The sequence below is a fragment of the Streptomyces sp. NPDC057543 genome (assembly GCF_042801895.1).
GTDB lineage: Bacteria > Actinomycetota > Actinomycetes > Streptomycetales > Streptomycetaceae > Streptomyces.
The window spans coordinates 1-23,792 of record NZ_JBHVFF010000120.1 but is presented as its reverse complement, the minus strand read 5'-3'; the positions used below and the strand labels follow the sequence as shown (position 1 = coordinate 23,792).

At 67.2% G+C, this 23,792-nt stretch carries 22 protein-coding genes and 4 pseudogenes; 15 read left to right on the top strand and 11 right to left on the bottom strand.

The annotated features are described in order from the left end of the window. Both ACFU8Q_RS20945 and ACFU8Q_RS20940 read right to left on the bottom strand, forming a co-directional pair. A pseudogene (locus ACFU8Q_RS20945) lies at window positions 1–94 on the bottom strand (IS5/IS1182 family transposase); the annotation flags it as partial. Window positions 95–201: 107 nt separating this feature from the next. Continuing rightward, entirely contained in the window at window positions 202–1,965 is a 1,764-nt protein-coding gene (locus ACFU8Q_RS20940; RefSeq protein WP_384455966.1) for a reverse transcriptase domain-containing protein, read from the bottom strand. 34 nt (window positions 1,966–1,999) lie between these two features. Between ACFU8Q_RS20940 and ACFU8Q_RS20935 the strand changes: the two genes are divergently transcribed. Beyond that, entirely contained in the window at window positions 2,000–2,245 is a 246-nt protein-coding gene (locus tag ACFU8Q_RS20935) for a hypothetical protein (RefSeq protein WP_384455963.1), read from the top strand. Between the two features lie 129 nt (window positions 2,246–2,374). Here ACFU8Q_RS20935 and ACFU8Q_RS20930 read toward each other — a convergent pair whose 3' ends face one another. The 3 genes from ACFU8Q_RS20930 to ACFU8Q_RS20920 all read right to left on the bottom strand — a co-directional run bounded on the left by ACFU8Q_RS20930 (window position 2,375) and on the right by ACFU8Q_RS20920 (window position 3,782). Continuing rightward, window positions 2,375–2,668: a hypothetical protein gene (locus tag ACFU8Q_RS20930; RefSeq protein ID WP_384455960.1), complete on the bottom strand. Its 294-nt coding sequence runs from the start codon at window positions 2,666–2,668 to the stop codon at window positions 2,375–2,377. A gap of 176 nt (window positions 2,669–2,844) precedes the next feature. After that, window positions 2,845–3,576 carry a restriction endonuclease gene (locus ACFU8Q_RS20925; protein ID WP_384455958.1) on the bottom strand — a complete coding sequence of 244 codons (732 nt, stop codon included), beginning with the start codon at window positions 3,574–3,576 and terminating at the stop codon, window positions 2,845–2,847. Then, complete coding sequence (locus ACFU8Q_RS20920; RefSeq protein WP_266366284.1) at window positions 3,573–3,782, bottom strand: hypothetical protein; 210 nt, start codon at window positions 3,780–3,782, stop codon at window positions 3,573–3,575. Before ACFU8Q_RS20920 ends, ACFU8Q_RS20925 begins: the two co-directional genes overlap by 4 nt. A 103-nt stretch (window positions 3,783–3,885) precedes the next feature. Here ACFU8Q_RS20920 and ACFU8Q_RS20915 point away from each other — a divergent pair, with 103 nt between their 5' ends. The 8 genes from ACFU8Q_RS20915 (at window position 3,886) to ACFU8Q_RS20880 (ending at window position 9,398) form a co-directional block, all read left to right on the top strand. Next, entirely contained in the window at window positions 3,886–4,077 is a 192-nt protein-coding gene (locus ACFU8Q_RS20915; RefSeq protein ID WP_384455955.1) for a hypothetical protein, read from the top strand. Window positions 4,078–4,106: 29 nt separating this feature from the next. Then, window positions 4,107–4,235, top strand: coding sequence for a hypothetical protein (locus ACFU8Q_RS20910; protein ID WP_383760343.1), 129 nt, complete (start codon window positions 4,107–4,109; stop codon window positions 4,233–4,235). A gap of 147 nt (window positions 4,236–4,382) precedes the next feature. Beyond that, complete coding sequence (locus ACFU8Q_RS20905) at window positions 4,383–5,063, top strand: DUF2975 domain-containing protein (protein ID WP_384455951.1); 681 nt, start codon at window positions 4,383–4,385, stop codon at window positions 5,061–5,063. After that, window positions 5,063–5,311 carry a helix-turn-helix domain-containing protein gene (locus ACFU8Q_RS20900; protein ID WP_384455948.1) on the top strand — a complete coding sequence of 83 codons (249 nt, stop codon included), beginning with the start codon at window positions 5,063–5,065 and terminating at the stop codon, window positions 5,309–5,311. The genes ACFU8Q_RS20905 and ACFU8Q_RS20900 overlap by 1 nt, the downstream gene beginning before the upstream one ends. A 217-nt stretch (window positions 5,312–5,528) precedes the next feature. Continuing rightward, on the top strand, window positions 5,529–6,086 hold the full coding sequence (locus tag ACFU8Q_RS20895) for an RNA polymerase sigma factor (RefSeq protein WP_384455946.1): 558 nt from the start codon (window positions 5,529–5,531) through the stop codon (window positions 6,084–6,086). A 167-nt stretch (window positions 6,087–6,253) separates the two neighbouring features. Continuing rightward, complete coding sequence (gene istA, locus ACFU8Q_RS20890; protein WP_384455943.1) at window positions 6,254–7,672, top strand: IS21 family transposase; 1,419 nt, start codon at window positions 6,254–6,256, stop codon at window positions 7,670–7,672. After that, entirely contained in the window at window positions 7,669–8,439 is a 771-nt protein-coding gene (gene istB, locus ACFU8Q_RS20885; RefSeq protein ID WP_383065327.1) for an IS21-like element helper ATPase IstB, read from the top strand. Before istA ends, istB begins: the two co-directional genes overlap by 4 nt. A 98-nt stretch (window positions 8,440–8,537) precedes the next feature. Beyond that, window positions 8,538–9,398 carry a hypothetical protein gene (locus tag ACFU8Q_RS20880; protein WP_384455939.1) on the top strand — a complete coding sequence of 287 codons (861 nt, stop codon included), beginning with the start codon at window positions 8,538–8,540 and terminating at the stop codon, window positions 9,396–9,398. Window positions 9,399–9,634: 236 nt separating this feature from the next. Here ACFU8Q_RS20880 and ACFU8Q_RS20875 read toward each other — a convergent pair whose 3' ends face one another. The 3 genes from ACFU8Q_RS20875 to ACFU8Q_RS20865 all read right to left on the bottom strand — a co-directional run bounded on the left by ACFU8Q_RS20875 (window position 9,635) and on the right by ACFU8Q_RS20865 (window position 16,238). Then, window positions 9,635–11,944: a Helicase associated domain protein gene (locus ACFU8Q_RS20875; RefSeq protein ID WP_384455936.1), complete on the bottom strand. Its 2,310-nt coding sequence runs from the start codon at window positions 11,942–11,944 to the stop codon at window positions 9,635–9,637. Window positions 11,945–12,057: 113 nt separating this feature from the next. Then, a complete protein-coding gene (locus tag ACFU8Q_RS20870; protein ID WP_384455934.1) occupies window positions 12,058–15,084 on the bottom strand; it encodes an AAA family ATPase in 3,027 nt (1,008 codons plus the stop codon). Continuing rightward, the gene (locus ACFU8Q_RS20865) at window positions 15,084–16,238 is read right to left on the bottom strand and encodes an exonuclease SbcCD subunit D (protein WP_384455931.1); all 1,155 of its coding nucleotides are present in this window, start codon (window positions 16,236–16,238) and stop codon (window positions 15,084–15,086) included. The genes ACFU8Q_RS20870 and ACFU8Q_RS20865 overlap by 1 nt, the downstream gene beginning before the upstream one ends. A 369-nt stretch (window positions 16,239–16,607) precedes the next feature. Between ACFU8Q_RS20865 and ACFU8Q_RS20860 the strand changes: the two genes are divergently transcribed. The 4 genes from ACFU8Q_RS20860 (at window position 16,608) to ACFU8Q_RS20845 (ending at window position 19,425) form a co-directional block, all read left to right on the top strand. After that, complete coding sequence (locus ACFU8Q_RS20860; RefSeq protein WP_384455928.1) at window positions 16,608–17,531, top strand: hypothetical protein; 924 nt, start codon at window positions 16,608–16,610, stop codon at window positions 17,529–17,531. A 246-nt stretch (window positions 17,532–17,777) separates the two neighbouring features. Further along, the gene (locus tag ACFU8Q_RS20855; protein ID WP_384455926.1) at window positions 17,778–18,203 is read left to right on the top strand and encodes a DUF4259 domain-containing protein; all 426 of its coding nucleotides are present in this window, start codon (window positions 17,778–17,780) and stop codon (window positions 18,201–18,203) included. 41 nt (window positions 18,204–18,244) lie between these two features. Continuing rightward, window positions 18,245–18,649, top strand: a complete 405-nt coding sequence (locus tag ACFU8Q_RS20850) for a hypothetical protein (protein ID WP_384455923.1) — start codon at window positions 18,245–18,247, stop codon at window positions 18,647–18,649. A 209-nt stretch (window positions 18,650–18,858) separates the two neighbouring features. Then, entirely contained in the window at window positions 18,859–19,425 is a 567-nt protein-coding gene (locus ACFU8Q_RS20845; RefSeq protein ID WP_384455920.1) for a DUF4253 domain-containing protein, read from the top strand. A 63-nt stretch (window positions 19,426–19,488) separates the two neighbouring features. On the opposite strand, the pseudogene ACFU8Q_RS20840 reads toward ACFU8Q_RS20845, so the two are convergent. From ACFU8Q_RS20840 to ACFU8Q_RS20830, 3 genes and pseudogenes are all read right to left on the bottom strand, one after another. Then, window positions 19,489–20,013, bottom strand: a pseudogene (locus ACFU8Q_RS20840) (transposase); the annotation flags it as partial. A 17-nt stretch (window positions 20,014–20,030) separates the two neighbouring features. After that, window positions 20,031–21,119, bottom strand: coding sequence for an IS110 family transposase (locus tag ACFU8Q_RS20835; protein WP_384455917.1), 1,089 nt, complete (start codon window positions 21,117–21,119; stop codon window positions 20,031–20,033). Between the two features lie 224 nt (window positions 21,120–21,343). After that, window positions 21,344–22,096: pseudogene (locus ACFU8Q_RS20830) on the bottom strand (IS256 family transposase); the annotation flags it as partial. A 58-nt stretch (window positions 22,097–22,154) separates the two neighbouring features. Between ACFU8Q_RS20830 and ACFU8Q_RS20825 the strand changes: the two are divergent. Both ACFU8Q_RS20825 and ACFU8Q_RS20820 read left to right on the top strand, forming a co-directional pair. Further along, window positions 22,155–22,795, top strand: a pseudogene (locus ACFU8Q_RS20825) (IS5 family transposase); the annotation flags it as partial. Window positions 22,796–22,868: 73 nt separating this feature from the next. Then, the gene (locus ACFU8Q_RS20820; RefSeq protein ID WP_384455915.1) at window positions 22,869–23,471 is read left to right on the top strand and encodes a GNAT family N-acetyltransferase; all 603 of its coding nucleotides are present in this window, start codon (window positions 22,869–22,871) and stop codon (window positions 23,469–23,471) included. Window positions 23,472–23,792 lie beyond the last annotated feature (321 nt).

Here is a 23,792-nt window from a genome sequence, read left to right as displayed (position 1 = left end):
AGATGATGCTGCAGGCGAGTTGGAGCAGACCGAGATGGAGGTCGGCGCGTATCTCGTAGCGGATCCGAAGGCGTTTGAACTGGTGCAGCCAGGCGGTTGGGTCGGCCGCGCGGTGAGGTGTCTGTCGTGGCAGATCCTGTTCCGCGCGGCCTCCCGCCGAACCGGACATGACGGTTTCCCTGTCATCCGGCTCTCCAGTGACTACGGCGTGAATGTTCTGGCTGGCCGTTCTGAATGGATGCGGTCGTGGCAAACATCGCAGGCCACGACCGTTTTGCGGCGTCGTTGAAGCATGACGCGCGCCCAGTCGGAAGGCTGCCATCCGGCATGCGCGAGGTCGGCGAGAGCGCGGACGTGGTGCACTTGCACGTTGCCCTTACTTCCGCAGATTTCGCAGGTGTCCGCCAGGAGTCTCGCGATGAGTTCCTTTTGCGGATAGTCCACCCGGACCGGCTCGCGGTCGGCGAGTTCCGCCGCTCGCTGCCGTTGGAGAGGAATTCCACCGAACCGTGCGACCAGTGGTTTCCTGTTCTTCCGCTCGATACGGGACTCGAAACAGACTCGGGGCCCGTTGGGCGTGTCGATTCTGGCCTTGTGCTTGGCGGCCATCTTCGACACCGATGAACGGTGCTTGGCTGCGAGGGTCTTGAGCATGGAAGTTTCCATGACCCATTGCAGCCGATGCAGCCGGAAGACGTCTCCGGCAAGCAGGTAGTACTGGACAACGCCCCGGTAGACGGTCCCGAAGGTCGCCACGATCGCGTGATCGGTGCTGTTGGTCAGGGCCGTCCTCTTCGCGGGTTCTCCGCGGTCAAGGTAGGGGGCGCACTTTGCTTTGATCACGTCCCGTGGGACACGGAGAGCGATCTGGCCGTTGACCCGACGGTAACGGCCGGTCTTCTTCGTGTCGTTGTGCTGGGTCGTGATCTCGTAGCCGAGAAACCTCGCTGCCCCGGTGCGGGCATGAGTGATCAGCGTCTTTTCCTGGGACAGTTCCAGTCTGAGTTCGTCACGCAGGAACTGGGCCAGGCTCTGCTTGATCTGCTCAGCCTCGGCTTTCGGTCCGGTGAAACCAAGGAGGTGATCGTCCGCATAGCGTATGTAGCGCAGCCTGCGATATTCTGGATCGTTCGGATCCGCACTCGGCAGGCTGACCATCCGCTGACGCAGTGCACGGGCCTGGACCCGGTCACCGCGCCGGCGGGCTTTCGCCAGCAGATTCTGCAACTCCAGATAGGCCGGGTTTCGGGCCCGGCGCTTCCCTCGGGTGTACTCCGGAACAAGGACTGTCTCGACGAACTCGTCCAGCTTGTGCAGGTAGATGTTGGACAGGACCGGGGAGGCCACTCCGCCTTGCGGCGCTCCCGAGAGCGTGGCACCCCACTTCCAGTCCTCCAGGTATCCGGCCTTGAGCATGTTGCGCACCAGCCGCAGAAACCGTTGGTCATGGATCTTCTCGCCGAGGATCGACAGCAGGACCCGGTGGTCCAGGCTGCCGAAGCAGTCGGCTATGTCCCCTTCGATGAACCAGGACGTCCCGGTCCAGGTATGGTCCACCTCCCGCAATGCGGTGTGGCAGCCACGGCGGGGACGAAATCCATGGGAGCGGTCGGAGAATATCGGCTCGTAATATGCCTCCAACAACAGGCGGATCACTTCACCGACGAGCTTGTCCAACCAGGTGGGCAGCCCTAACGGACGCGTCTTCCCGTTTTTCTTCGGTATATGGACACGCCGGACCGGACGGAAGCGGTAGCGCTCGTGACGCATCGCCTCGATGATCCGGTCGATCTTCCGCTGCGACATGCCGTCCACGGTTTCCGACGTGACCCCGGGCGTCATTGCGCCATGGTTGGCGTAGATCCGCCCGTAGGCCAGTAGATACAACTGCGGATTGAACAGTTGTCGATACAGCTCCTCGCACGGCAGGCCACGCCTGCCGCGTTCACGCAGGAACACCGACATCACGGGCGCGGGGCTGCCCTTCCTCCACCGGTTCGTGGAGCTTGCCGTCGCCTTCCACCACGCCGTGCGCGAGGAGGACCAGGAGCTGGCCGCCACCATCGGCCGCCTGCACGAACTCACCGCGACCGGCGACTTCGCCTACTTCACCGACATCGCCCACCACATGGCCGGCCTGCCCCTGCCCGGTCCCACCACCACGCAGTGGATCGACAGCCCCGACGCCGTCCGCGCCCGCTGGCAGCACCTCGTCCACACCCGACGTACCCGTACCTGCCGATAGCCGCAGCCCCAGCGCGGCGCCGAGGCGGAGGTTCGTGGGTCCGGACCGCACACGGATCGAGGCCCGGACCACATGTGGTCCGGGCCCCGATTTCACCCTGGCCAGCTGTTCAGCCGCCGGGCCGTGAGGTCACTGGGTGTCGGTGCTCTTGCCCACGAGCGAGGACAGCAGCTCGACCATGGTCGCGTTGACCGTGCGCTGCTCGTCGATGAAGCCGTCGATCTTCCGCTCCAGACCGTCCAGACGCTGGGTCACGTGGCCGCTGAGGTTCTCGACCTTCTGGTCCAGGTTCCCGACCTGCAGGCGCACCGCGGTGAGGTCGGACTTGATGATCCCGAACTCGCGGGAGTCCTGAGCCGAGCCCTCTTCGAAGCGCCGGGTCAGGGCAGCGAGCTCGCTGTGAGCGTTGGGGTCCTCAGGCACGCGGCACGCTCCCGCCAGATCATGAAAAACAATAGACATCAGAAGCCTCACGATATCGCGGGCACCGGACACCGAACTCCAACCCATCGAACCCCGCTGCCAGGCGACAGCTCCGGCAGTTTTTGCCGGGCCCGGCGCGGTGGCATCGGGGAGGCAGCCCGCTGCCACCGGTCTGCTCAGGAAAGAGCGGTCGGTTTGCGGGGCGGCGGGACGGCCCGCAGCAGTTCCCACAGGGGGCGTGAGCCGGACGCCCACACGGCGAGGGTGTGGCGGTCGACAACGTGGAGGCGCTGCTGCTTGGCGAAGGCCACGGCGGGCGCGGTGGCCCGGCCGTTCGTCACGATGACCGCGATGTCGGCGCCGTGGACCTGGCGGGCGGTGCCGTTGAGAACTTGAAGTTCGGGTGTGCCGACTGCGGAGCCGGCGAGGCCGTTGCGGCGGTGTTTGCACTGGATCACCCAGCGCCGCCCGTAGGGATCGGTGGCCTTCACATCAGCACCCAGGTCCCCTCCGCCACCCACCCGGACGGCATCCTGGCAGCCGTCGCGGCGCATCAGGTCTCGCACCGCGTCCTCAAACTGGGAGTGGTGCAGGGCGTCCAGTTGGGACAGCCCGTACCGCAGACCCTGCGCGCGGACCGCTTCCCACCGCGCCTTCTGCTGCTTCTGGTAGAGCCAGCCGCCGCCGGCCAGCGCCGCGAGCGTGCCGATGACGATCAGGATCCACCAGTGGGCCAGAAACCAGTTGACGACGGCCACGGCCAAGGCGATGGCCAGGGCCGCGGCCACGAGGAATCCGATCAGCCGGTCGTCCGCCTGCTGCCTCCGCTTGCCCGGCCTGCGGGTCCGTCGCCGTGCCGACGGCCGCCTGGTCGCCGCCGCCCGGCCTTTGCGTGCGCGGGGGCTCATCGGCCGGCCTGGGTGACGCCGCTCGCGAGCTGGCCGAGGAAGTCCATGATTCCCCGGCCCACCGGTGTTGGTGCGATGAGCACCCCTAGGGCAAGAACGATGACAACGGTGAACTTCTCGTCCAGCCGACTCCGAGAGTGCGTACGCCGACGCAACCGAATAACGACGATGACCGCGAGCAGCACAGCCACATTGATCGTCAGCAACCGTCCAGACCTCCCCCATCGGCCGGCCGTCACCACACGGTGACGGCAGCACGCCAACCCCAGCCTTCTTGTGTAGCCGGGCGTCAGTGATGTCGGAGGCGGGTTGCTGACGAATGGCACAAAGCCATCGGACCTGGCCGAATACCGCGCGGCGGATCAGTCGGCGAAGTGCACGGTCACGTACGGCATCTCTACCGACCGGGTCTGCCTGGAGATCGAGCACATCTTCTACGACGCCGCCGACGACGACGTGCCGCGGCACACGGTGACCCCGTGGCGTGATCAATGTCGATGAGTTCGTTTGGGAGGCGCCAAGCTGGACGGATGGTTGATGTTCACGGTTTCTGGCAGCGCGTCGATCCTTGCGCAGGCCGCATCGTTGTGCCGCTGGTGAAGGGTGCTGGTTTTGCCGCAGATATCGAAGGTGCCGCCGTACGCGGCGATCCGGCGTGACGCCCCCCGATTCGGGGAGATGCGCCGGGCGGCGTTGGGGCTCGTTGGCGGGTGTCCGGAGGGGTTGACCACTGCCGCACTCGCTCTTATCGTTCTTCGATAACATCGATATTCGATACGAAGAGGCGGTTGCTGATGCCTGCTGAGGTGCAGAGAACCAAGGGGTCCGAGCTGCCGGATGGACCGCCGTCACATGGCGACCGTGCCGAGGCCAGACTGCTGGAGCCGGTCGCCACTGTGGTCCGGGGCGTCTACCGACTGTTGCTCGTGGGCCTCGTCGTCGGTGCCGCGGGACCCCTGGTCGGCACCAAGCTGGGCCTGGGGTGGGGTGGTTCGAACGTGTGTGCCGAGTCCCGCTCGGACTTCAGCACGGACGGGTTTACCGGCAGGTTCCGGCCCCATGCGGGGGTCGAGGTCATGACCCGCCCGTCCTACTGCACTGATCACGCCGACGGTGCTCAGCGGCTGTTCGACTTCCTCGGCGGCTTCCCCTCGGTGCTGCTGGTCCTGGGTGTCCTGTTCCTACTCAACCGCTTGATACAGGGCGCGTCCCGCGAGGGCGTCTTCACCACACGAACCGCCAAGCACCTGCGGATCGCAGGCTGGTGGCTGCTGCTCGGCTGCCTGGTCGCAGAGGTGGTGGAAGCCGGCGCGCACGCGGCGCTACTGGCGACCCTGGCCCAGGACTACACCTTCGATGTGGACGGTTGGCTGGCGGCCTGGCAGCCTCCCTTCGCACTCGTCTTCACGGCCCTGGGCATCCTCACGTTCGCCCGTGTCATGCGCGCCGGGGTGGCCATGCGGGAGGATCTGGAAGGGACGGTGTGATGGCGCCGGACGACAACGACAGCCATGGGATCGAGGTCCATCTCGACCGCATGCTCAGCGAGCGCGGTATGACCCTCGCGGAGCTCGCCTCCCGGGTCGGCGTGACCAACGTGAACCTGTCCATCCTGAAGAACGGCCGGGCCCGCGCGATCCGCTTCACCACGCTGACCCGCATCTGCGAGGTCCTCGACTGCCAGCCAGGCGACCTGCTTACGTACCAGGGCGCCGAAGACAAACGGCGGCGGTAGACAGCACCCACCCGCCGGAGGCGCCGCCAAAACTCGTGAACATTCAGCGCCCCGGTAATCGCTATCTGCTGCCCACAGTCACGGACAAACGCTGTCGGCGGAAGTGAACGGAGCCACCATGTGTCCCGACTGCTCGCCGAGCACGCTCAGGGCAGCTTGCTGTCACGTTCTGCGGGCTGCGGCGGCAGCTGCCTGTCGGAGGCCGGGGTGAGCCGTCATGGAGGACGCGGCCAGCGATCCACTGGATCAACTGCCTCCTGTGGACCTGCAGGGCCGGGACCTTGCCGAGGATATGCACCACGCCGAATATCCCGGTCTCGTGCGCTTCCTGCTGCTGCACGGAGCCTCCTGGAACGAGGCCCAGGACGCCGCCCAGGATGCCTTCACTCAGATGTGCCGGCCGGGAACGAGCATCCAGTACCCCAAGGCATGGCTACGCAAAGTGGCCTGGCGTTCCTGGTTACGGCAACAGGTGCGGGAAGAGCCCTGCGAAAAGGTTCCGGACACCCCGGCAGCACACTGGCAGTCGCCTGCTCATGCCGCGGAACTCGGGTCCGAGGAACGGCGCGTGATCGAGCTTCTGTTGACGTTGCCGGCCAAGCAGCGTGCTGCGATGGCATGGACGCTGGACGGGTTCACGACACAGGAAAGCGCTGAGTCGATGGGGATCACACCCGAGGCTGCCCGCCAGAACCTCTCCAGGGCTCGGGCAACGCTTAAGGAAAGGCTCGGACTTGAAGGGTCGGGCAACAGGATTATGGAGGAGGAGCGATGAGCAGCGACCGGGCAGCCGAACGTTTCGAGACTCTGCTGGCGCGTTGTCGGCGTACACAGTTACGTCCCCAGCTTCGTACGGATGAATAGGGACAGTTGTTGATGCGGTGAGGCGTGGTGCTCGGCACTCTGCTGCTTGTTGGTGTAGCAGCGGAGAGGGGCCTGGCGATGCTCTTGGATTCGGAGCGTTGGTTGGAACTGCGGCGTTTCCGTGGGCTGTTGGAGTCCGGGAAGCTGAGCCTGTCGGAGATCGCCCGGGAGACGGGGCTGGATCGCAAGACGGTCCGGAAGTACCTGTCGGGGCCGGGGCCGGCGACGCCGCCGCGGCGGTCGCCGAACGGGCGGTCCCGGGCGAGGGTGATCGACGAGTTCGCGCCGCTGGTCGATGCGATGCTGCGGGCCGAGGTCCTGATGAAGGCCGCGGTCATTCATGAGCGGCTGGTCGCGGAGTACGGGTTCACCGGGAACTACCAGCGGGTCAAGCTCTACGTTCAGGAAGCCCGTCCCAGGGTGGCCGAGGAACTCGGGATCACGCCGAAGGAGCTGGCGGGCCTGCACCGGCGGTTCGAGGTGATCCCCGGCGCCCAGGCGCAAGTCGACTGGGGCGACGAGGGCAAGATCCTCACGCATATGGGCATCGGCAAGGTCTATTCGTTCCACATGACCCTCTCGTACTCCCGTGATCCGTTCTGCTGCTTCACCACGAGCCAGGATCTGGAGACCTTTTTCGACTGCCACCGGCGGGCGTTCGCGCACTTCGGAGGGGTGCCCATGACGATTGTCTACGACCGCACCAAGACGGTCGTGCGTCGGCACGTCGCTCCGGGCGAGGCGGTCCCGCTGCATCCGGAAGCTGTCGGCTTCGCCGGGCACTACGACTTCGACATCGACGTGCTGGCCGCCTACCGGCCCACCGGCAAAGGCCGGGTCGAACGCCAGGTGCTGATCGTCCGCGACCACGTCCTCTCCGGGCGGGCCTTTTCCTCGGTCGAGGAGATGGACGCCGCGTTCACGGCCTGGGTGCCCAGGCGGCGAGCACAGATCCACAAGACCCACCGTGAGGTGATCGGGCACCGGGCCGCACGGGACCACACAGCCCTCAAGACGCTGCCGCCGACCCCGTATCTGGTGGCCGAACGGCACCTGCGGCCGGTCGGCAAGGACTGTCTGATCGCGTTTGGCGGCAACCTTTACTCGGTGCCCGCCCGCAAGGTCCGCCCTCGCCAGCTCATCGAGATCCGGGCCACGAAATCCCAGGTCATGCTGCATGCCACGGTCCCCGACCTGCACGGCGAAACGCTATTGGCCACGCACCCGAGGGCGGTCGGCCGCGGGGTCCGAGTCGTCGAGGAACAGCACTGGGACGGGCTGCCCACCGGCAAGAACCGCCGGACAACCACCGGCGAAGTCCCCGCCCAGCCGCGTCACCACCGCCCTCTGGGCGAGGAAGCCGGGCCCTTGCAGGCCCTGCTGAACCGGGCCGCCGCCACCCAGGTCGAGGTCGGCCGCCGGCCGTTGTCGGTCTATGACGAACTGACCGGCACCCGCCCCTTCACCACCCATCGCACCCCGAAGGAATCGTCTTGAGCGAGCTGACCGGCAACCGCATCCGCACCACGGCCGCGAAGCTCGGCCTGCCCCATCTGGCAGAAACCATCAACGAGTTCAACCGACGCGCGGACGAGGGCAAGCTCGGCTACCTCGACTTCCTCGACCTGGTCCTCTCCGAGGAACTCGCCGTCCGCGACGACCGCCGCTTCCGCCAGGGTCTGCGGCTCTCCCGGCTGCCGCACCACAAGACGCTCGATGAGTACGACTTTTCGTTCCAGCCGGACCTCGACCCGCGCAAGGTCAAAGACCTCGCCACCCTCTCCTTCATCGAGGCCAAGGCCAACGCGGCCCTGCTCGGGCCGCCCGGAGTCGGCAAGACCCACATCGCGATCGCACTGGCGGTCGCGGCCTGCCGGGCCGGTTACTCGATCTACTTCACCAGCCTCGACGACATGGTCCGCAACCTCAAAGCCGCTGAAGCGGCAGGACGGCTGACCAGCAAACTCGGCTCCTACCTGCGGCCGAGCGTCCTCGTGGTCGACGAAGTCGGCTACCAGCCCCTCGAACGCGCCGAGGCGAACCTGGTGTTCCAGGTCATCTCCAAGCGTTACGAGAAGGGCTCGATCATCCTCACGTCCAACAAGACCTTCAGCGAATGGGGCCAGGTCTTCGGCGACGAAGTCCTCGCCACCGCGATCCTCGACCGCCTCCTGCACCACTGCGAAGTCGTCCCGATCAACGGCCCCAGCTACCGGCTCAAGAACCGCCTCCAGGCCATCGAGCGCGAGACGGACGTGGCCTGACAGGTGGGGACGAAGAAAGGTACGCGACTGGGGATCTAAGTCCGTACGCCGACACGCGTACACATGAGCAGTTGGGAATTGCTGTTTACGACGGTCTGATGAGCAGTGGCGGCCCGCCCGAGCTGCGGGATCCAGACCAGATGCTGGGCCGCCTGCTGGCGTCTGTGCATCGCCGGACGGGAGATGCGGTGGTGGGACGTCTGGCCCTCAACCGGAGAGGACCCGGCGAAGCTGCCGTTGTGGGCAGCGCGGCGCCGGCCGAGGGACTGCTGATGCAACGGCCGGCATCAGTCCGGCTCAAGTATCGCGAGCAGGCGATGAACTGTGCTCGGCGGTACTGGCCGCTGAATGTGGTGAAGGTGATGGGGGATGCGGTGGACGCGGTTCAGGATCTCATCGCCGACCTCGAGGAGGAGAGGCTTGCGGACGCGACCTGCGACAGGCTCCTGCGGGTGAGCAGCGGCATGGGACGGGTACTTGCTCTGCCTCAGCACGTGCAGCTGCCGCTGGCACTGGCGGGGTACGACTACGTGCAGGAGGTGGAGGACTACCTGTCCACCTGCACGGAGCGACTCGTGGCACAGGCCCGCAGCTCCAAGCAGCTGCTCGACAGTGAGCTGTCCCCCTACTTCCATGTGTCGGAGGCCTCGTGGCTCGGCATGCTCGAGGTGTCGCAGGACCTGGCGGACGATCTCGACCTGGCGCACAGGGAAGCCTTGTCCCTGTCCAGGGCCGTGGCTGCGGTCGAGGAGGCCAGCACCGACTTTCGGGGAGCTGACCTGCAGCTGGTGGACCTGGACGGCGTCGATCTCGAAGGCATCCGGTGGGACGCGTCAACCGGCTGGCCCCCGGAGTGGAAGGAGCGGATCTGGAAGGCGTCACTTGCGGCCAGCACCGGAGACGGGGACCTCATCGTCGGTGTGAAGCCGAGCGACAGCACCGTGTCGGCGGACATCTGACCGAGCTCGGCCAGTGAGTCCGGCCCGCGCCTCGCATGCCTGGCAGGCGAACCTGCGCCGTATACCGGCCTTGTCTCCGATCTGGGAACATCTCGGCCGTCACGATCTGGACTGTCGAGCAGCCGGTCCCCCGGCGGGGGTGCACGGCCCGGCCGCGCGGGATCCAACTGCCGGTGCTGCGCGTAGAGCGCCAGGCACGCGGCGGTGGGCGGGTGAGACCGTGGCAGAGCAGTCCGTCAGTTCTTGGGGGCGCCGTCTGTCAGGTCGTGTGCCGGGACCTGCAGGCCCACCTCTTGGAGGGCCTGTCGGCGGTCGGAAGCCAGGCGGTCCCATCGGCGTCGGATGTTGCTGACCCATTGACCAAGGCGCACCGGTTCTGGGCCCAGGGCTTCGATGTGGCGTTGCGGCACGTCGAGGTGTCCCTCGCGGGCGCGAAACGCCTTCGCTGCCGCGAGCCCGCGGTGGAAGGCTCGGTCGCGGGCGGAGAGTCCGTCGGGTTTCGGCTGCCGTGCCGGCATGCCTTGGGGCAGGCCCAGGTGAGTGAGGAGATCTTGTTGCGCGGGGTCTGCCGGGCGTCGGTTTCGTTGGGTGTGGAGCCACTCCCCCAGGCGCAGACCCTCGTCTGTGACGTAGTCGCGGGGGATGCCAGTAAGCGTTCGTCCGGCTTCTCTGTGGCGGCGGGCGGCGTGGTAGGCGCGCTGCCAGGTCACCGGCCAGGGCGGGTTCCAGTTCGGATCAAGGTCGTGGAGTGCTCGGGCCCGCTCTGGGGTGAGCTGGTCGGCGCGTTTACGTTGGGTGGCAAGCCAGCGGCCCAGCGCGAAGCCGTCGTGCTGGTGATCGACGGGGACGGCCAGATGTCCGTGGGCTGTGGCGTAGGCGGCCGCGTGGGCGAGGCCGCGTTCGAAGGCCTGCCGGCGGGGGTTCCAGACGATGTCCAGACGCTCGAGGGCCGTGGTGCGGGCAGGATCGAGGGCGCCGGTGGTGTGGAGGTGGCGCTGCCAGGTCAGCCAGCGGCCCAGCGGGTAGCCGGTCGAGTCCTCGTAGGCCTGCAGGACGTCGAGGTGGTGGTGGGTGCGGTGGTAGCGGCGGGCTGCGGCCAGGCCGCGGCGCCATTCGGCGCTCTTGGGGTTGAGGACGCGCAGGGTCAGGGCGAGGGCGACTTCATCCTGCTGGGTGGGTCTGTCGAAGTGGAGCCAGGCGCCGGGGTCCTCGTTGCCGAGGGTGGGGCGGTGGGTGCGTGGGTCGGCGAGGCGTGCGGTGAGGCGCTCGTCGTGGGCACGCAGTGCTTGGACGGTACGCCACAGGGGGGTGTAGGCGTCGGCGCCGAGGAGGTCGTCGGGGTCTTCCTCGGGCGTGAGGTAGACGGGGACGATCAGGGTGGCCTTCTTCCCCGCACCGGGGGTTTGCCGTAGGGCGCGGCCGACGGCCTGGACAGTGTCGACGGGGCTGTTCTTGGGGGCGGCGAAGACGACGGCGTCGATAGTGGGAACGTCGATGCCCTCGCCCAGTACGCGTGCGTTGGCGAGGACGGCGGGCTGTTCGGGGTGGGTGTGGGTGGCGAATTCGAGGAGGATGCGGCGGCGGGTCCGGGGCGAGTGGGTGCCGCTGATCCACTGTGACCACAGGCCAGGTGGCTGGAGGTCGGTGGGGAGGATGGCTGCGGTGTCGGGGAGGGTGGTGGCGAAGGCGCGGGCGTCGGCCACGCGATGGTGGAAGGTCAGGACGCGGCGCAGCTGGTGGTCGTGGATGGCGCGCAGGACCGCTACTTGGTGCCCTGCCAGGCGAAGTCCGTCGGCGCCGGAACGGGGAGCGGTTGCGAGCCAGTCGCGCAGGTCGGTGTCCTGGATGACGGGGACGAGGATCTGGTAGTCGGCGAGGAGGCCGAGGTCGATGGCGTCGGAGAGGGTGAGGCGCCAGGCGACGGGGCCGAAGAGGGTTTCGTCGTCCATGGAGGCGACGGGGGTGTCGCTGTGGTCGGTGTCGGGGTCCCCGATGCGGGGGGTCGCGGTGAGGTAGAGGCGCCGGGTGGCGGGGACTTGGTCGTCGTGGTGGATGCCGGCCCAGGCTTTGCCGAGGCGGCCGGCGGTGCGGTGGGCCTCGTCGACGACGACGAGGTCCCAGGGCGGCAGGTGGTGGTCGCGGTGAGCGTTGATGACGGTGGGCAGGGAGGCGTAGGTGGCGTACACGGTCACGGGCCCTGTGCGGGTGGTGAGTTCGGCCAGCTCAGCTGGTTTCGTCGTCATCGGGATGTCGCCGGCTGAGGGGTGGTCCAGGGCCTGGCGTGCCGAACAGGCAGCTACCGCCGGGCCTTTGCGGCCGGCCGCGTGCCAGGACCGCACTGTCTGAGACAGCAGGTCCAGGGTCGGCACCAGCACCAGGACCCGGCCGTGGGGAGCGACGCGGGCCGTGGTGCGGGCGGCGATCAGAGTTTTCCCGGTGCCGCACGCCGCGATGACACTCGCCCGGGGGTGGGTGCGCAGCGTGCGGGTGGCGGCGGCGACCGCTTCCTTCTGGTGGGGGCGGAGCTCGATGGCGGCGGTCGGCATGCTCTCCTGGCCGGTTCTTGGTCGGGACGGTATCTTTTTGCGCGCCGCGGATGCGGTGGCCGGCGGGGCGAGGGGCGTGCTGGTTGGTGCTCCCCTGCCCGGTGGCTCTGACGTTACAGATCGGTGCTGATCAACGGGCGCAGTGTGGAGCCGTTGCGGTGTTTCCTCACGTTCAGCTGGCTGGGGATTCGGCGGCTGAGTTCGGCGACGTGGCTGACGATGCCCACTGCCCGGTTTCCGGCGCGTAGTTGGTCCAGGACGTCCATGACCTCTTGCAGGTTCTGTTCGTCGAGGGTGCCGAAGCCTTCGTCGATGAACAGGGTTCCCAGCGGGCGGCCGCTGGCTTCCTGGGTGACGACGTCGGCCAGGCCGAGGGCGAGGGCGAGGGAGGCTGTGAAGGTCTCGCCGCCGGAGAGGGTGGAGGTTTCGCGTTCGGTGCCGGTCCATGTGTCGAGGATTCTCAGTCCCAGGCCGGACTTGAGGCGTCCGCGTCGGCCTGCGTCCTTGTCGGCGCTGTGCTGGAGGAGGTAGCGCTCCGAGGTCATGGCCTGCAGTCGGATGTTGGCTGCGTCGGCGATCTCTTCGAGACGGGCGGCCAGGACGTAGGCCTCGAGCTCCATGCTGAGGGTGTTGGCGGTGGTGGCGGCGGAGGCGATGCCAGCCAGGCGGTCAGCCAGGGCGTGGCGGGCCTGCAGGGGTTCCAGGTCGCTGAGGTGGGCTTCGAGGGTGGAGATCAGGGCGGTCAAGGCGGTGACACAGTCGGCGGCCTGCTGGCGGGCCGCGGCGGTCTTCTTCATGCGGTCTTCGGCCCGGAGTAGAGCGTCGGCTGCGGCTTGCGGGTCGGCGGGGGGTTGGAGGCCGGCCTCGAGCAGATTCGGGGTTTTCAGGAGGTCGGTGACGACGGCGTCGTCCTTGTCCCACTGGTCAAGTTCCTGGCTCCACTGCTTCAGGAGCGCTGGGTCCTGGAGGGCGGCGGTTGCCTCGTCGAGAGTCGGGAACCCGGTGTCGTGGGCGGTGGTGGTGGCGGTGGCCGTCGCGTCACGGTGGCGGGCAGCTGCGTCGGCTGCCGACTGGGCGGCGTCGATGGCGCCGGACAGGCCCTTAGCGGTGCGGCTGAGTTCAGTAGTGCGTTCGCCGAGCGTGGTGGCCGTGCCGCGTGCGGCGGCCAGGGTGTCGGCGAGGGTGCTCTGCTGCTGGGCCAGGGCCTTGGTGCGTGCCTGGCACTCGGTCACGCGGTCCTGGGCTTCCTGGCGTTGCTGGGTGCGGGTGTCGTGTTCTGTGCGGAGTCGGGTCAGTGCCTCCTGAGCCGAGGGCAGCGCGGCGGCTGCGTCGCATGCGGCCCGGTGGGCTTTCTGGGCCTTTTTGAGCTGTGTCTTGAGTTCGTCGCAGGGAGCGGGGCCTGCTGCTCCGGCCGCTTCTGCATGTTGGGTGGCAAGGTCGTTGCGGTGACGGCTGGCCTGGACGTGCAGCGTGTCGGCCTGTTCGTGGAGGGTGCGGGCCTTTTCCTCGTCCTCGCGTGTGGGTTGGTCGGGTTGGCGTTGTGCTGGGGCCGGGTGGTCGGGTGAGCCGCAGACCGAGCACGGGGTTCCGTCGGTGAGTTCAGCGGCCAGCTCCCCGGCCATGCCGTCCAGACGGCGTTCGCGCAGGTCCAGCCATAGCTTCTTGGCCTCGAGGGCTCCAGCGGCGCGGTCGGTTTCCGCTTGTGTGGCTGAGGCGAGCTCGGTGGTGAGGGTGTCGCGGCGGCGTGCGGCCTTGAGATGGGCGTTGAGTGTCTGTATGTCCTGCTCGCATTGAGGTACCTGGTCGGCGGCCTTGGTCATGTCACCGAGGCGGCCGGTGTGTTCGGCTTCCAGGGCAGGCCATGCAGCCAGCCATTGCCCGGCTTCTTCGAGGTCGGCACGTGCCTGCTCTTCCTTGGTGCTGAGCTCGGTGATCTGGACGCCGAGCTGCGTGTGGTGCTGTTCGTCGGGCAGCAGCCCTTCGACGCGGCCTCTCTCGGCATGGTGCTGCTCGAGGACGACCCGCAGGTGGGGAATGTCGGCACGACGGTGCTCGTCGGACAGCAGCATGCGGGCGTCGTCCTCGGCCGTCGCGGCCTCACCCTGGACAAGCGAAGTGTGCTTCACGGCGTCCAGGAGGGGACGCAGCCGTTCGGCGCGCCGGCCACTGTCCAGTTGTGAGCGGATCCGCGGATGGCCGGCAGCCTTGTCATCGAGAGCTGCACGTCGTGCCTGGGCCTGTGCATGCTGGGCTTGCTGGTTCGCGAGCTCGATGGTGCGCTGGTGTTCGGTCTTGGCCTGCTGATGTTCGGTGTCGCTGTGTTCCTCGTCGGCCACCGCCGCGGCGTGGGCGTTCTGGGCGCGGGTGCGCAGGTGCTGGGCCCAGGGCAAAACGTCGGCAGGGTGCTGGACGTCGGGTCGGGCGACCTCGTCCGCACTGGTGCCCTCCTGGTAGAGGAGGGGGCCGGCTTCCTGGTGGATGCGTTCACTGAGCTGCTGCAGGGTGGTGGTGACCTCGTCGAGGTCCTTCCGTGTGGCTTTGCTTCGGTTGGTGAGCCACGCCTGCAGTTCCTGGAAGCGCCCGGTGTCAAAAAGCCGGCGCAGCAGCACAGCGCGGTCTTTGGCGTCGGACCGCAGGAACGTAGCGAAGTCTCCTTGCGGCAGGAGGACGACCTGGCAGAACTGTTCCTTGGACAGCCCCAGGACCGCTTCGATCTCCCTGGCGGTGTCCTGATGGTTGGCGCTGACCGGCTCCCACCCTGCAACACCATCGGTGTCGGTCCACTGATGCAGCTCGACGGTGGCCTCGGCAGTGGCAGTGCCGGTCTTCGCACGTTTGCTGGGGTAGGTCTGCTTGGGCTTTCGCATGATCTTGAGGCGGCGGCCGGCTGCGCTGAACTCCAAAATGACATGCGTGCGCGTGTCGGTCGGGGCGTGGTCGCTGCGCAGGCGGTGGGTGGGGCGGATGCCGGGCACGGTGCCGTAGAGGGCGAAGCAGACGGCGTCCAGGATGCTGGTCTTCCCGGCCCCGGTGTCGCCGCGCAGCAGGAACAGGCCGTTACTGGTCAGGGCGTCGAAGTCGACGGCTTCCGTGCGGGCGAAGGGTCCAAATGCCTGGACGGTCAGGTGGTGGAGATACATCAGCTGGCCTCTCGTGCGGCGGCTGCGGTACGGACGCTTTCGAGTCCTTCTTGCAGCAGGTTCTGCTCCGGGGTGGTGGCGGGGACGCCGGTGACATGGTGGAGAAAGCCGAGCGTGATCTCGTGGTCACTGCGACCGTTGACGCGGGACCGGTAGGACTCTTCTTCGGTGCGCTGCTGCTGGGAGAAGCTCAGCTTCAGGGCGTGGGGAAAGCGCTGCTGCAGACGTTCCATGGCCATGTGGGGCCGGTCGGTGTCGGTGAGCGTGATGTGCAGCCAGCAGTCTTCGTACTCGGTGTGCTCGGGTTGGGTGAGGAGGTCGTTCAGAGTGCCGGTCAGCTGACGCATGTGGCGAGGCAGAGGGCAGGGAACCTTGCGGGCCGTGAGGTCGGAGCGGGCGCCCAGGTCGATCAGCCACGTGGCCTTGGGGTGGTCGGCCTCGGAGAAGGAGTAGGCCAGCGGGGATCCGCTGTAGCGGATGCGTTCGCTGATCTGCTGGCAGCGGTGCAGGTGCCCCAGTGCTACATAGCCGACCCCGGTGAAGATGGAGGCGCTGACCGAGGGAACGCCGCCGGCGGTGATGTCACGCTCGCTGTCGCTGGTGTCGGCTCCGGTGACGAAGGCGTGGGCCAGAACGACTGACCGGGTGTTGTCCGGGCGGGCCGCGAGATCGGTGCGGACCCTGTCCATCGCCGCGCTGAGCACAGCGTGGTGGGTGGGTTTCTCCGCCCCGAAATGGGCATGGACCAGGCCTGGTTCGAGGTAGGGCAGGCCGTAGAAGGCGACCGGTCCGTGCTCGTCGTGCAGGACGGCGGGGCGGGCGCAGTCCTCTACGCTGGTCCGCAGGTGGATCCCCGCGCGCTCGATCAACCGGGCGTTGACGCCCAGTCGACGCGGCGAGTCATGGTTCCCGCTGATCATGACGAGCGGCACCTGAAGATCGGCAAGCTCTCCAAGGACCCAGTTGAACAAGTCAATCGCGTCCAAGGGCGGGATAGCGCGGTCGAACACGTCGCCCGCAACGGCCACCGCCTCGACGTGCTCCTGGCGCACCGTGTCCAGTAGGTGCTCGAGGAACGTGCGCTGCTCCGCGAGGAGGGGCACGCGATGCAATTGACGGCCGAGATGCCAGTCCGAGGTGTGCAAGATCCGCATGAACGCAGACGGTAACCGCCTGGACGGGTGTTACGGGCGGCTTTCCTGATAAAGAGGCTTACTTATGGAGCTGGACAGGTAGGTAGGGAAAGGTTTCTCTCCGCGCTGGACAGAGTGGGTGGGGTCGAGCAGCGTCTTCCCTTACGAACCCGCCGCGTTCGAAACGCAGCGCACCGTCAGCTACGGCCCGCCACCAGCCCAACTGACTTGATCCACAGGTCTTGACGGTTCTTCCCTTTGCGTCGATGTGTGTCTGTGACGGTGGTTCTTCGCCCTGACGGGCCTTCGTCAGCGGGGGCGCCAGGTGCGGATCTCAAGGTGGGTGATGTGGGCGTCGGGGCGGATGCGTCCGTTTTCGACGAGCCATAGATGGACGGCGGCGGTGACGTCGCCGCCTGCTTGGTCGACGCGGTGGGCGAAGGGCTCACCTCGCCCTACGCCGTTGACGACATCGCCGAGGAGATCTCCCTCCTCCTCGCCAGTCCCGAGCCGCCCGACGCCCATGCCCGCGCCAAAAGAATCGTGGAGAGTCAGTTCGAAGAAGTGATCTCTGCGCCGTTCATCGAAGCGATCGATGCCCTTGAGCTGGCCGCGCGCCGCGCACTGCTGATCCTCGCTGTGCGGGAAGGCAACGCCAACCTCTTCACGGACGTCGTCCTCAAGGAGCTCGTACATGCGAAGGACCGAACCGCGCTGCCAATCTTCCAGTACTGGGCCTCCCACCTGGACCATGGTCCCTTCAGGCACGATGCCGTCAGCTGCCACCTGCTCGGCATCGAAGGTTGCGCCGCCCACCTACCCTCCCCTCCCCCGATCCTGGACGGCCACCAACGCGCCGACGCCGACGCATGGCGCTGCTACGGGCAGGTCCTGTTCTGGCTCCACCGCCCCGGCCTCAGCGTGGATGAACAGCACGCACGCTGCACACCACTGTGGGATCGGCTCATTACTTGTCTCCTGGACGCCGCCGTTGACCCCTTCCAGCAGTTCCGGTACGCCGCCATGTACGCCCAGGACATCCGCACGAGCGCGCTCGGTCGCATCATCGACGCTTTCCCCGCCCAGGCCCGCGCAGTTCTGCACCACGGCCTGAGCGCTCCGGATCGCCTGACCTCACTCTTCCCGCACCCCCAAGCCAACGACCGCACCGCCACCGTGATAAGCCTGCTCGCCCGCGTAGGAGACCGCTCTTCCCTCCCCCTGCTCACCACCTACCGCAACCACACCGTCCTCGGCGGTACGGCCGCAGACACCATCCGGCACATCAACAACCGCACCACCATGGAAACGTGACGTGCCGAACCGGACAACACCGGCGGCCAGCCATCCTCGTCCACCTCCAGCCGGAAATGGACCTTCACGTGGTTCTCGCTGATGCCCTTCACCGCACCATCATCCGCATCTCGTCCAAGCTCTGCGATGCCTGAAAGCCGTTCCCGAACCCCGACGTACTTCAGGCTGGTCCGGACCGCGCGGCCGACACCGCTGTCAGTGGCCTCTGTCAGGATTCCTCGGTCGGCACCGTGATCGGGAGAGACTATGGGCACTTGGGACGTCGGCCCCTTCGACAACGACACCGCAGCGGACTTCTGCGGCGACCTTGACGAGGCAGCCGCCGACGAACGCGAGGGCATCGTTCGCGGCGCACTCACACGTGTGATCGACACCGTGGACTACCTCGAAGCGCCCGAATCAGAGGTAGCCGTGGCCGCGGCCGCCCTCGTCGCGGCGCAGTGTCCCGGAGGTGGGCCTGCTGATCCCGTTTACGGGCCGGAAGAGCTCCTTCCTGATCTCACCGGCCTGCGCGATCTCGCCCGTCAGGCCCTCGACCGTGTCACGACCGAGCCGTCCGAGCTGATGGAGCTGTGGGCCGAGTCGGATGACGCCCCCTGGCGCACTATCGTCCGCCAGCTGCAGAACGTGCTCCTGCCACAGCCTCTCGGAGAGCAGCTCAGCCTGATCTGACCGACCGCGACCGCTACTCGAGTCCTACCTGAAAGGCCACCATGAGCTGGGACGTGCTCCTCCTCCGCCTGCCCGACGACGTCACCTTGATGCACGAGCTTCCCGACGACCACTCGCCGGAACCGCTCGGTCGGCAATGCGACGTGCTCGCGGCTGTCACCCAGGCCGTTCCCGAAGTTGATCTCTCGGACCCCACGTGGGGCGACCTGTCCGGCCCCACTTGGTCCATCGAACTCAACATCGGCTCAGAAGACCCGGTTGACTCGATCATGCTTCACATCCGGGGCTCCGGCGACGACGTGCTTGCAGCCGTCTTCCGCCTTGCGGAGGCTCTGCGGTGCAAGGTGCTCGACCTCGCCAAAGGGGACCTGCTCAATCCGGGGCAGCCGTCAGGCTGGCACGCCTTCCAACAGTTCCGTGACCGTGTGATCGGATCCGCCCAGTGATACCCCCCGGCCGGAGAATCACGTCCGGTGAAGGCGATGGGGATTCCCAACCCCTATGGCTCAGCGACGAGCCGGCCGCAGCCGGGCTGTGGGCTCGGATACACGCCGAACACGACCGCTCCGGCCAGTGGCCCCTGCTGCTTGACGCGCTCGACCCCGAGGACGCCGAATTCCGCCCCTGGGGATCGGGCGAAGTTTTCCCAGAGCAGATGTCCGCCCCCGCGAGCCACGAACCAGCCGCCCTTCTCGCGAAGTGGTGGGCGACGTATACCGCCGTCGACGAAGACGACGACATGCTGTCGGCCGATAGCCGCCTTGCCATCACCGCCCCCTTCGAGCAAAGCTGGCCCGGACGCGCACCCAGCCGAGAAGCCGTGATGAGCGCCGACCAACTGGCCGCCGAATACGCCGAGGTGTTCCTTTCCGACCAACCCCAGTCACGTCTCGGCCTGGTCGCCGCCGCATCCGGCGCAGAAGCCCTCACCACGGCAGGATGGTCCGGTCCCGCCAACTACGACAACGACACGGCGAAGTTCTCCGCGATCGTCGGCGATTGGGAGAACCGGTTCGGCGCCCGCGTCGTCGCGGTCGGCTTCTCCACCCTGCACCTCAGTGTCGCAGCCCCACCGACGACTGAAGAGGACGCCCTCCTGGTCGCTGCCGAGCACTTCGCCTTCTGCCCTGACAACATCTGGCAAGGCAGACGGCCGTACACACTGGCCGCGTACGCTGAGCGGCTCACCGGTGTCCACAACTGGGACTTCTGGTGGGACTGAGGCCCCTCGCGGACACCCCGCCGGGTCTGTAAAGTTAACGGTGGTTCTGGAGTTGTTAGTGAGTCAGCGGCGGGCGGCGGAGAGCCGACCGTCGAAGGTGATCTCGAAGGCGTTGAGTGCGGCCTTCCATCGCTGTGACCAGCGTTTGCGGCCCTGCCCCGTCGGGTCCAGGCTCATGACGGCCATGTAGACGCACTTGATCGCTGCCTGCTCGTTCGGGAAATGTCCGCGGGAGCGGACGGCCTTGCGGATGCGCGCGTTGACCGACTCGATGGCGTTCGTCGTGCAGACAACTCGCCTTATTTCTGTGTCGAATTGGAGGAAAGGAACGAACTCGGCCCAGGCGTTCTCCCACAGCCTTACGATCGCTGGGTACTTCCCGCCCCAGGCGTCACTGAACTCCAGGAACCGTTCCGTGGCGGCGTCCTCGGTCGGGGCTGTGTAGACCGGCTTGAGCGCCTTCGAGATCTTGTCCCAGTCCTGCCGGGCCGCGTAACGGAACGACGCCCGCAGCAGGTGAACGACGCAAGTCTGCGTGATCGCCTGCGGCCAGACCGCCCCGATCGCATCCGGGAGGCCCTTGAGGCCGATGCCCCTATGGTTTGTCAAGCCGGGAGGCTGCCGGGAACCGGTAGCGGGGCGCCGGCGATGCACCGGTGGATCTCGCGGGCGACGTACCGTTTCAGGCAGCGGATGACCTCCCGCTTGGTCTTGCCCTCGGCAGTGCGTCGTTGCAGGTAGGCGCGTGAGCGTTCCTCCCAGCGCAGGCGGGAGAGCACGATGCGGTAGAGGGCCGCGTTGGCCTGCCGGTTTCCGCCCCGGTTAAGGCGGCGGCGTTGGCTCTTGCCGGAGGAGCGTTCGACCGGGCTGACACCGCACAGGGCGGCGAACGATGCCTCGTCCCGCAGCCGGTCGTGGTTGTCTCCGGCCGCGACGAGCAAGATGGCAGCGCTGTCCGGGCCGACGCCGGTGAGTTCCAGCAGCTGCGGTTGGTGGCCCTGGATGATGGTGGTTATCTGCCGGGTCAGCGCGGTGGTCTCCGCGGTGAGCTGCTTGATCCGGTGTGCCAGCAGACGCAGTGCATGGTGGACCGCGCCCTCGTCCGGGTCGAGCTGGGCACATGCCTTGAACAGCGCCGGGTTCGTGAGTCCGGCCAGTGATTCCCGCAGCCGCGCGGGCGCGCTGACCAGGATGGCCTTGAGCTGGTTGATCGCCTGGGTGCGATTGCGGACCGCGGAGTCCTTGACGACTTTCAGGACGCGAAGTTCTTCCACTGGCCCGTCCTTGCTCTTCGGACACCCGGTGGCTCGTCCGCCCAGGACCGCTCGGGCCGCGGCCTCGGCATCGACCGCGTCGGTCTTGCCCGAGCGTCGCCGGGCAGCCCGGTCCGGCCGGTTGACCTCGATCACCACGATGCCCTCACCGGCCAAATACCGGGACAACCCGGCGCCGTAGGAACCGGTGCCCTCAACACCGGCCTGCCGAAGGTCCCCCAACGAGCAGGCCCAGGAAAGGAGTTCGCGGTATCCGGTTGTGGTGGCGGGGAACTCCCGAGTGCCCAGCAGAGCTCCGAGGGCACTGACGACGGCCGCAACGTGAATGTCCTTGTGCGTGTCGACACCGAGGACCACGGTGGTGGAGCCGGCGGGCGGCTGCGTGGTGTCGCCGCCATGCGGCATGCTGAGGATGGTCATGCGTCTCTCTCGACTGGTTCGGGGCGGATGGCCGCCGCCGGACCGGTCGGGCGGTCAGGACTGTGAGGGTGCCTGTCGCGAAGGCCCCTATCGGGACACGCCCGCCGGGCCGGCGGCAGCGAGCCCCGCACGGAACCGGACCGACAGATCGGCGCTCAGGACACCTTGGTCAGTCGCAGACCGGGTCAAGCCGCGGCCCCGTGCGGAACACCACCAGTCTCACAGTCGCAGACGACCATGCAGACGTCTTCCGTGCCGCGGTTCTTGATCTCGGTCAGCACCTGGAGCCAGTACTTGGCACCCTCGCCGCCGTCGCCGGCCCACAGCCCGAGGATCTCGCGGGTGCCCTCGACGGTGACCGCCAGGACCACGTAGATCGGCCGGTTGGCCACCTTCCCGTCGCGCAGCTTCACGTGCACGCAGTCAATGAACAGGACCGGGTAGACCGAGTCGAGGGGCCGGTTCTGCCATTCGTTCATGCCATCGATCACCTTGTCCGTGATCGTGGAGATGGTCGTCTTGGAGACTTCGGCGCCGTAGACCTCCGCGAGATGGGCGGAGATCTCCCCGTGGGTCAGGCCGCGGGCCGACAGCGAGAGCACCATCTCATCGACGCCGGTCAGCCGGCGCTGCCGCTTCTTGACGATCTGCGGCTCGAAGCTGCCCGTCCGGTCCCGGGGGACCTCGATCTCGACCGGCCCGACCTCGGTCACCACGGTCTTCGAACGAGTGCCGTTGCGGGTGTTGCCGTCGGCGGCCCTCTCATGCTTCTCGTGGCCGAGATGATCGGTGATCTCACCCTCGAGAGCGGACTCCAAGAGCCTCTTCGTCAGCTGCTGCAGCAGCCCGCCCTCACCGGTCAACTTGATCCCGCCAGCCTTCGCGCGGTCCACCAGTTGCCCGATCAACTGGTCGTCCAGGGCCTCCGGCATCCCGGCGGGCTGCACTTCCTCGACGGCCTCAGCCGAGACGATCACGTCTGTCATCAGGTGTCACTTCCTGTTCGAAGATCCACCGTTGACCGTACAGACCCGCACCTGGGAACGCATTCTCACAGCGCTTCTCACTGTGGCGGATGCAGGTGCCGATGTGGGATGGACTGTCTCGGTGGACTCCACTGTCTGCCGGGCTCACCAGCACTCGGCCGGAGCCAGGAAAAGGGGGCACCGAACCGGCCCGAGCCCGACGACCACGCGCTTGGACGCTCTCGTGGCGGTCTGAGCACGAAAGTCCATCTGGCCAGCGACAACCGGGCCCGTCCTCTCGCCATCCACGTCACTGCGGGCCAGGCTGGTGACGCGCCGGCCTTAGAGGCGGTCATGGCCAAAATCAGGATTCCGCGAGACGGGGTCGGCAGACCAAGAACCCGGCCCGCGCTCGTCCTCGCGGATCGCGCCTACTCTTCCCGCGCCATCCGCGGGCATCTCTGTCGCCGAGGCATCCGAGCCGTCATTCCGCAGCCTGCGGACCAGATCAGCCACCGCTTGCGCCGAGGCCGCGCCGGAGGCCGTCCGCCCGGCTTCGACGCCGAGACATACAAGGAGCGCAATACCGTTGAGCGGTGCATCGCCCGACTCAAACAGTGGCGCGGCCTCGCTATGCGAACCGACAAGCTCGCCATCGCGTATCAGGCCGCACTCCACCTGGCCGCCATCCTTATCTGGGCTCGTCGATGACCAGGCATGACGACGCACTGCCGAGCGCAGAAACCCGGTGGTCCCGGCCTGAAGGCGCCCATAGCATCCGCCTATGACCGAAGACATCAGGATTACAGGCGGCGAGCATGACACAGAAGCCGAGAGGGAGCTCTCCTGGCGGGCCAAGTCCGTCGGCCTCGCAGCACTCGACATAGACGACGCCGAGCTCATGCACAGATGGCGATCCGACCCCACAGTTGCCCACCAAATGGGCATCTGGCCACGCTCACTCACCGCTATGCGCGAGCGCATCGAGCGCGACATCGAGGACGACGACCGCGACGACTTCCTCATCATCCTTCCCGACAGCACCCCTGTCGGCCATGTTGCGCTGACCAGCCAGAACATCGTCGACGGCACAGCCCAGGTCGAGCTGATGCTCGCTGCTCAGCATCGCGGGCACGGCCACGGCACCGCCACCCTCGACGCTGTGGTGGACCTAGCCTTCGGCGAACTCCCGATGTATCGGCTCACGGCGGAAACCCACACCGACAACGCCCCCGCGCTCGCCGTCCTCGCCAAGTCCGGCTTCACCCAGGAAGGGATCGGCCGCGCCGCCTGCCTCCACCGCGGCCGCCGCCACGACCTCGCCGTGTTCTCGCTACTCCGCCCCGAATGGGAAGAGCTGAACCGTCCTCGTGCCTGGGACGCCTGACCCGGCAGGGCACTTGTCCAACCCTCGGCCCAGCCAGACGCCACACTTCGCAGAGCATCAAGGAGACAGGCTCTAGGCGCGGGCACTGACTGTGCGACATCCCGTACGTTCCTCTGAGGTCTGCTGAGAGCTTGCCCCTGTGGCAGGGGCTTCTTCCTCCGTCGGGCGCTCTTCCGTCCGGTGACGGAACTTCTGGATTCTTGAAGCTTTCTCATGTCGCCGCCCGACCGGCCTGCGGTCTGAGCGAAGACGAGGAGGCTCGGGCCGGCGGCACTGGCAGTCGCAAGAGGCCCTCGCAAGCATCAGGCGCCGGCAGGCCGC

Bases quoted from the DNA above. Each gene is read 5' to 3' on its own strand.
- ACFU8Q_RS20850 (WP_384455923.1), top strand. From the start codon at position 18,245: ATGAGCTGGGACGTGCTCCTCCTCCGCCTGCCCGACGACGTCACCTTG.
- ACFU8Q_RS20910 (WP_383760343.1), top strand. From the start codon at position 4,107: ATGGTTGATGTTCACGGTTTCTGGCAGCGCGTCGATCCTTGCGCAGGC.
- ACFU8Q_RS20855 (WP_384455926.1), top strand. From the start codon at position 17,778: ATGGGCACTTGGGACGTCGGCCCCTTCGACAACGACACCGCAGCGGAC.
- ACFU8Q_RS20870 (WP_384455934.1), bottom strand. From the start codon at position 15,084: ATGTATCTCCACCACCTGACCGTCCAGGCATTTGGACCCTTCGCCCGC.
- ACFU8Q_RS20940 (WP_384455966.1), bottom strand. From the start codon at position 1,965: ATGTCGGTGTTCCTGCGTGAACGCGGCAGGCGTGGCCTGCCGTGCGAG.
- ACFU8Q_RS20865 (WP_384455931.1), bottom strand. From the start codon at position 16,238: ATGCGGATCTTGCACACCTCGGACTGGCATCTCGGCCGTCAATTGCAT.
- ACFU8Q_RS20845 (WP_384455920.1), top strand. From the start codon at position 18,859: ATGTCCGCCCCCGCGAGCCACGAACCAGCCGCCCTTCTCGCGAAGTGG.
- ACFU8Q_RS20875 (WP_384455936.1), bottom strand. From the start codon at position 11,944: ATGCCGACCGCCGCCATCGAGCTCCGCCCCCACCAGAAGGAAGCGGTC.
- ACFU8Q_RS20895 (WP_384455946.1), top strand. From the start codon at position 5,529: ATGGAGGACGCGGCCAGCGATCCACTGGATCAACTGCCTCCTGTGGAC.
- ACFU8Q_RS20880 (WP_384455939.1), top strand. From the start codon at position 8,538: ATGAGCAGTGGCGGCCCGCCCGAGCTGCGGGATCCAGACCAGATGCTG.
- ACFU8Q_RS20860 (WP_384455928.1), top strand. From the start codon at position 16,608: ATGGACGGCGGCGGTGACGTCGCCGCCTGCTTGGTCGACGCGGTGGGC.
- ACFU8Q_RS20925 (WP_384455958.1), bottom strand. From the start codon at position 3,576: ATGAGCCCCCGCGCACGCAAAGGCCGGGCGGCGGCGACCAGGCGGCCG.
- ACFU8Q_RS20900 (WP_384455948.1), top strand. From the start codon at position 5,063: ATGGCGCCGGACGACAACGACAGCCATGGGATCGAGGTCCATCTCGAC.
- ACFU8Q_RS20820 (WP_384455915.1), top strand. From the start codon at position 22,869: ATGACCGAAGACATCAGGATTACAGGCGGCGAGCATGACACAGAAGCC.
- istA (WP_384455943.1), top strand. From the start codon at position 6,254: ATGCTCTTGGATTCGGAGCGTTGGTTGGAACTGCGGCGTTTCCGTGGG.
- ACFU8Q_RS20835 (WP_384455917.1), bottom strand. From the start codon at position 21,119: ATGACCATCCTCAGCATGCCGCATGGCGGCGACACCACGCAGCCGCCC.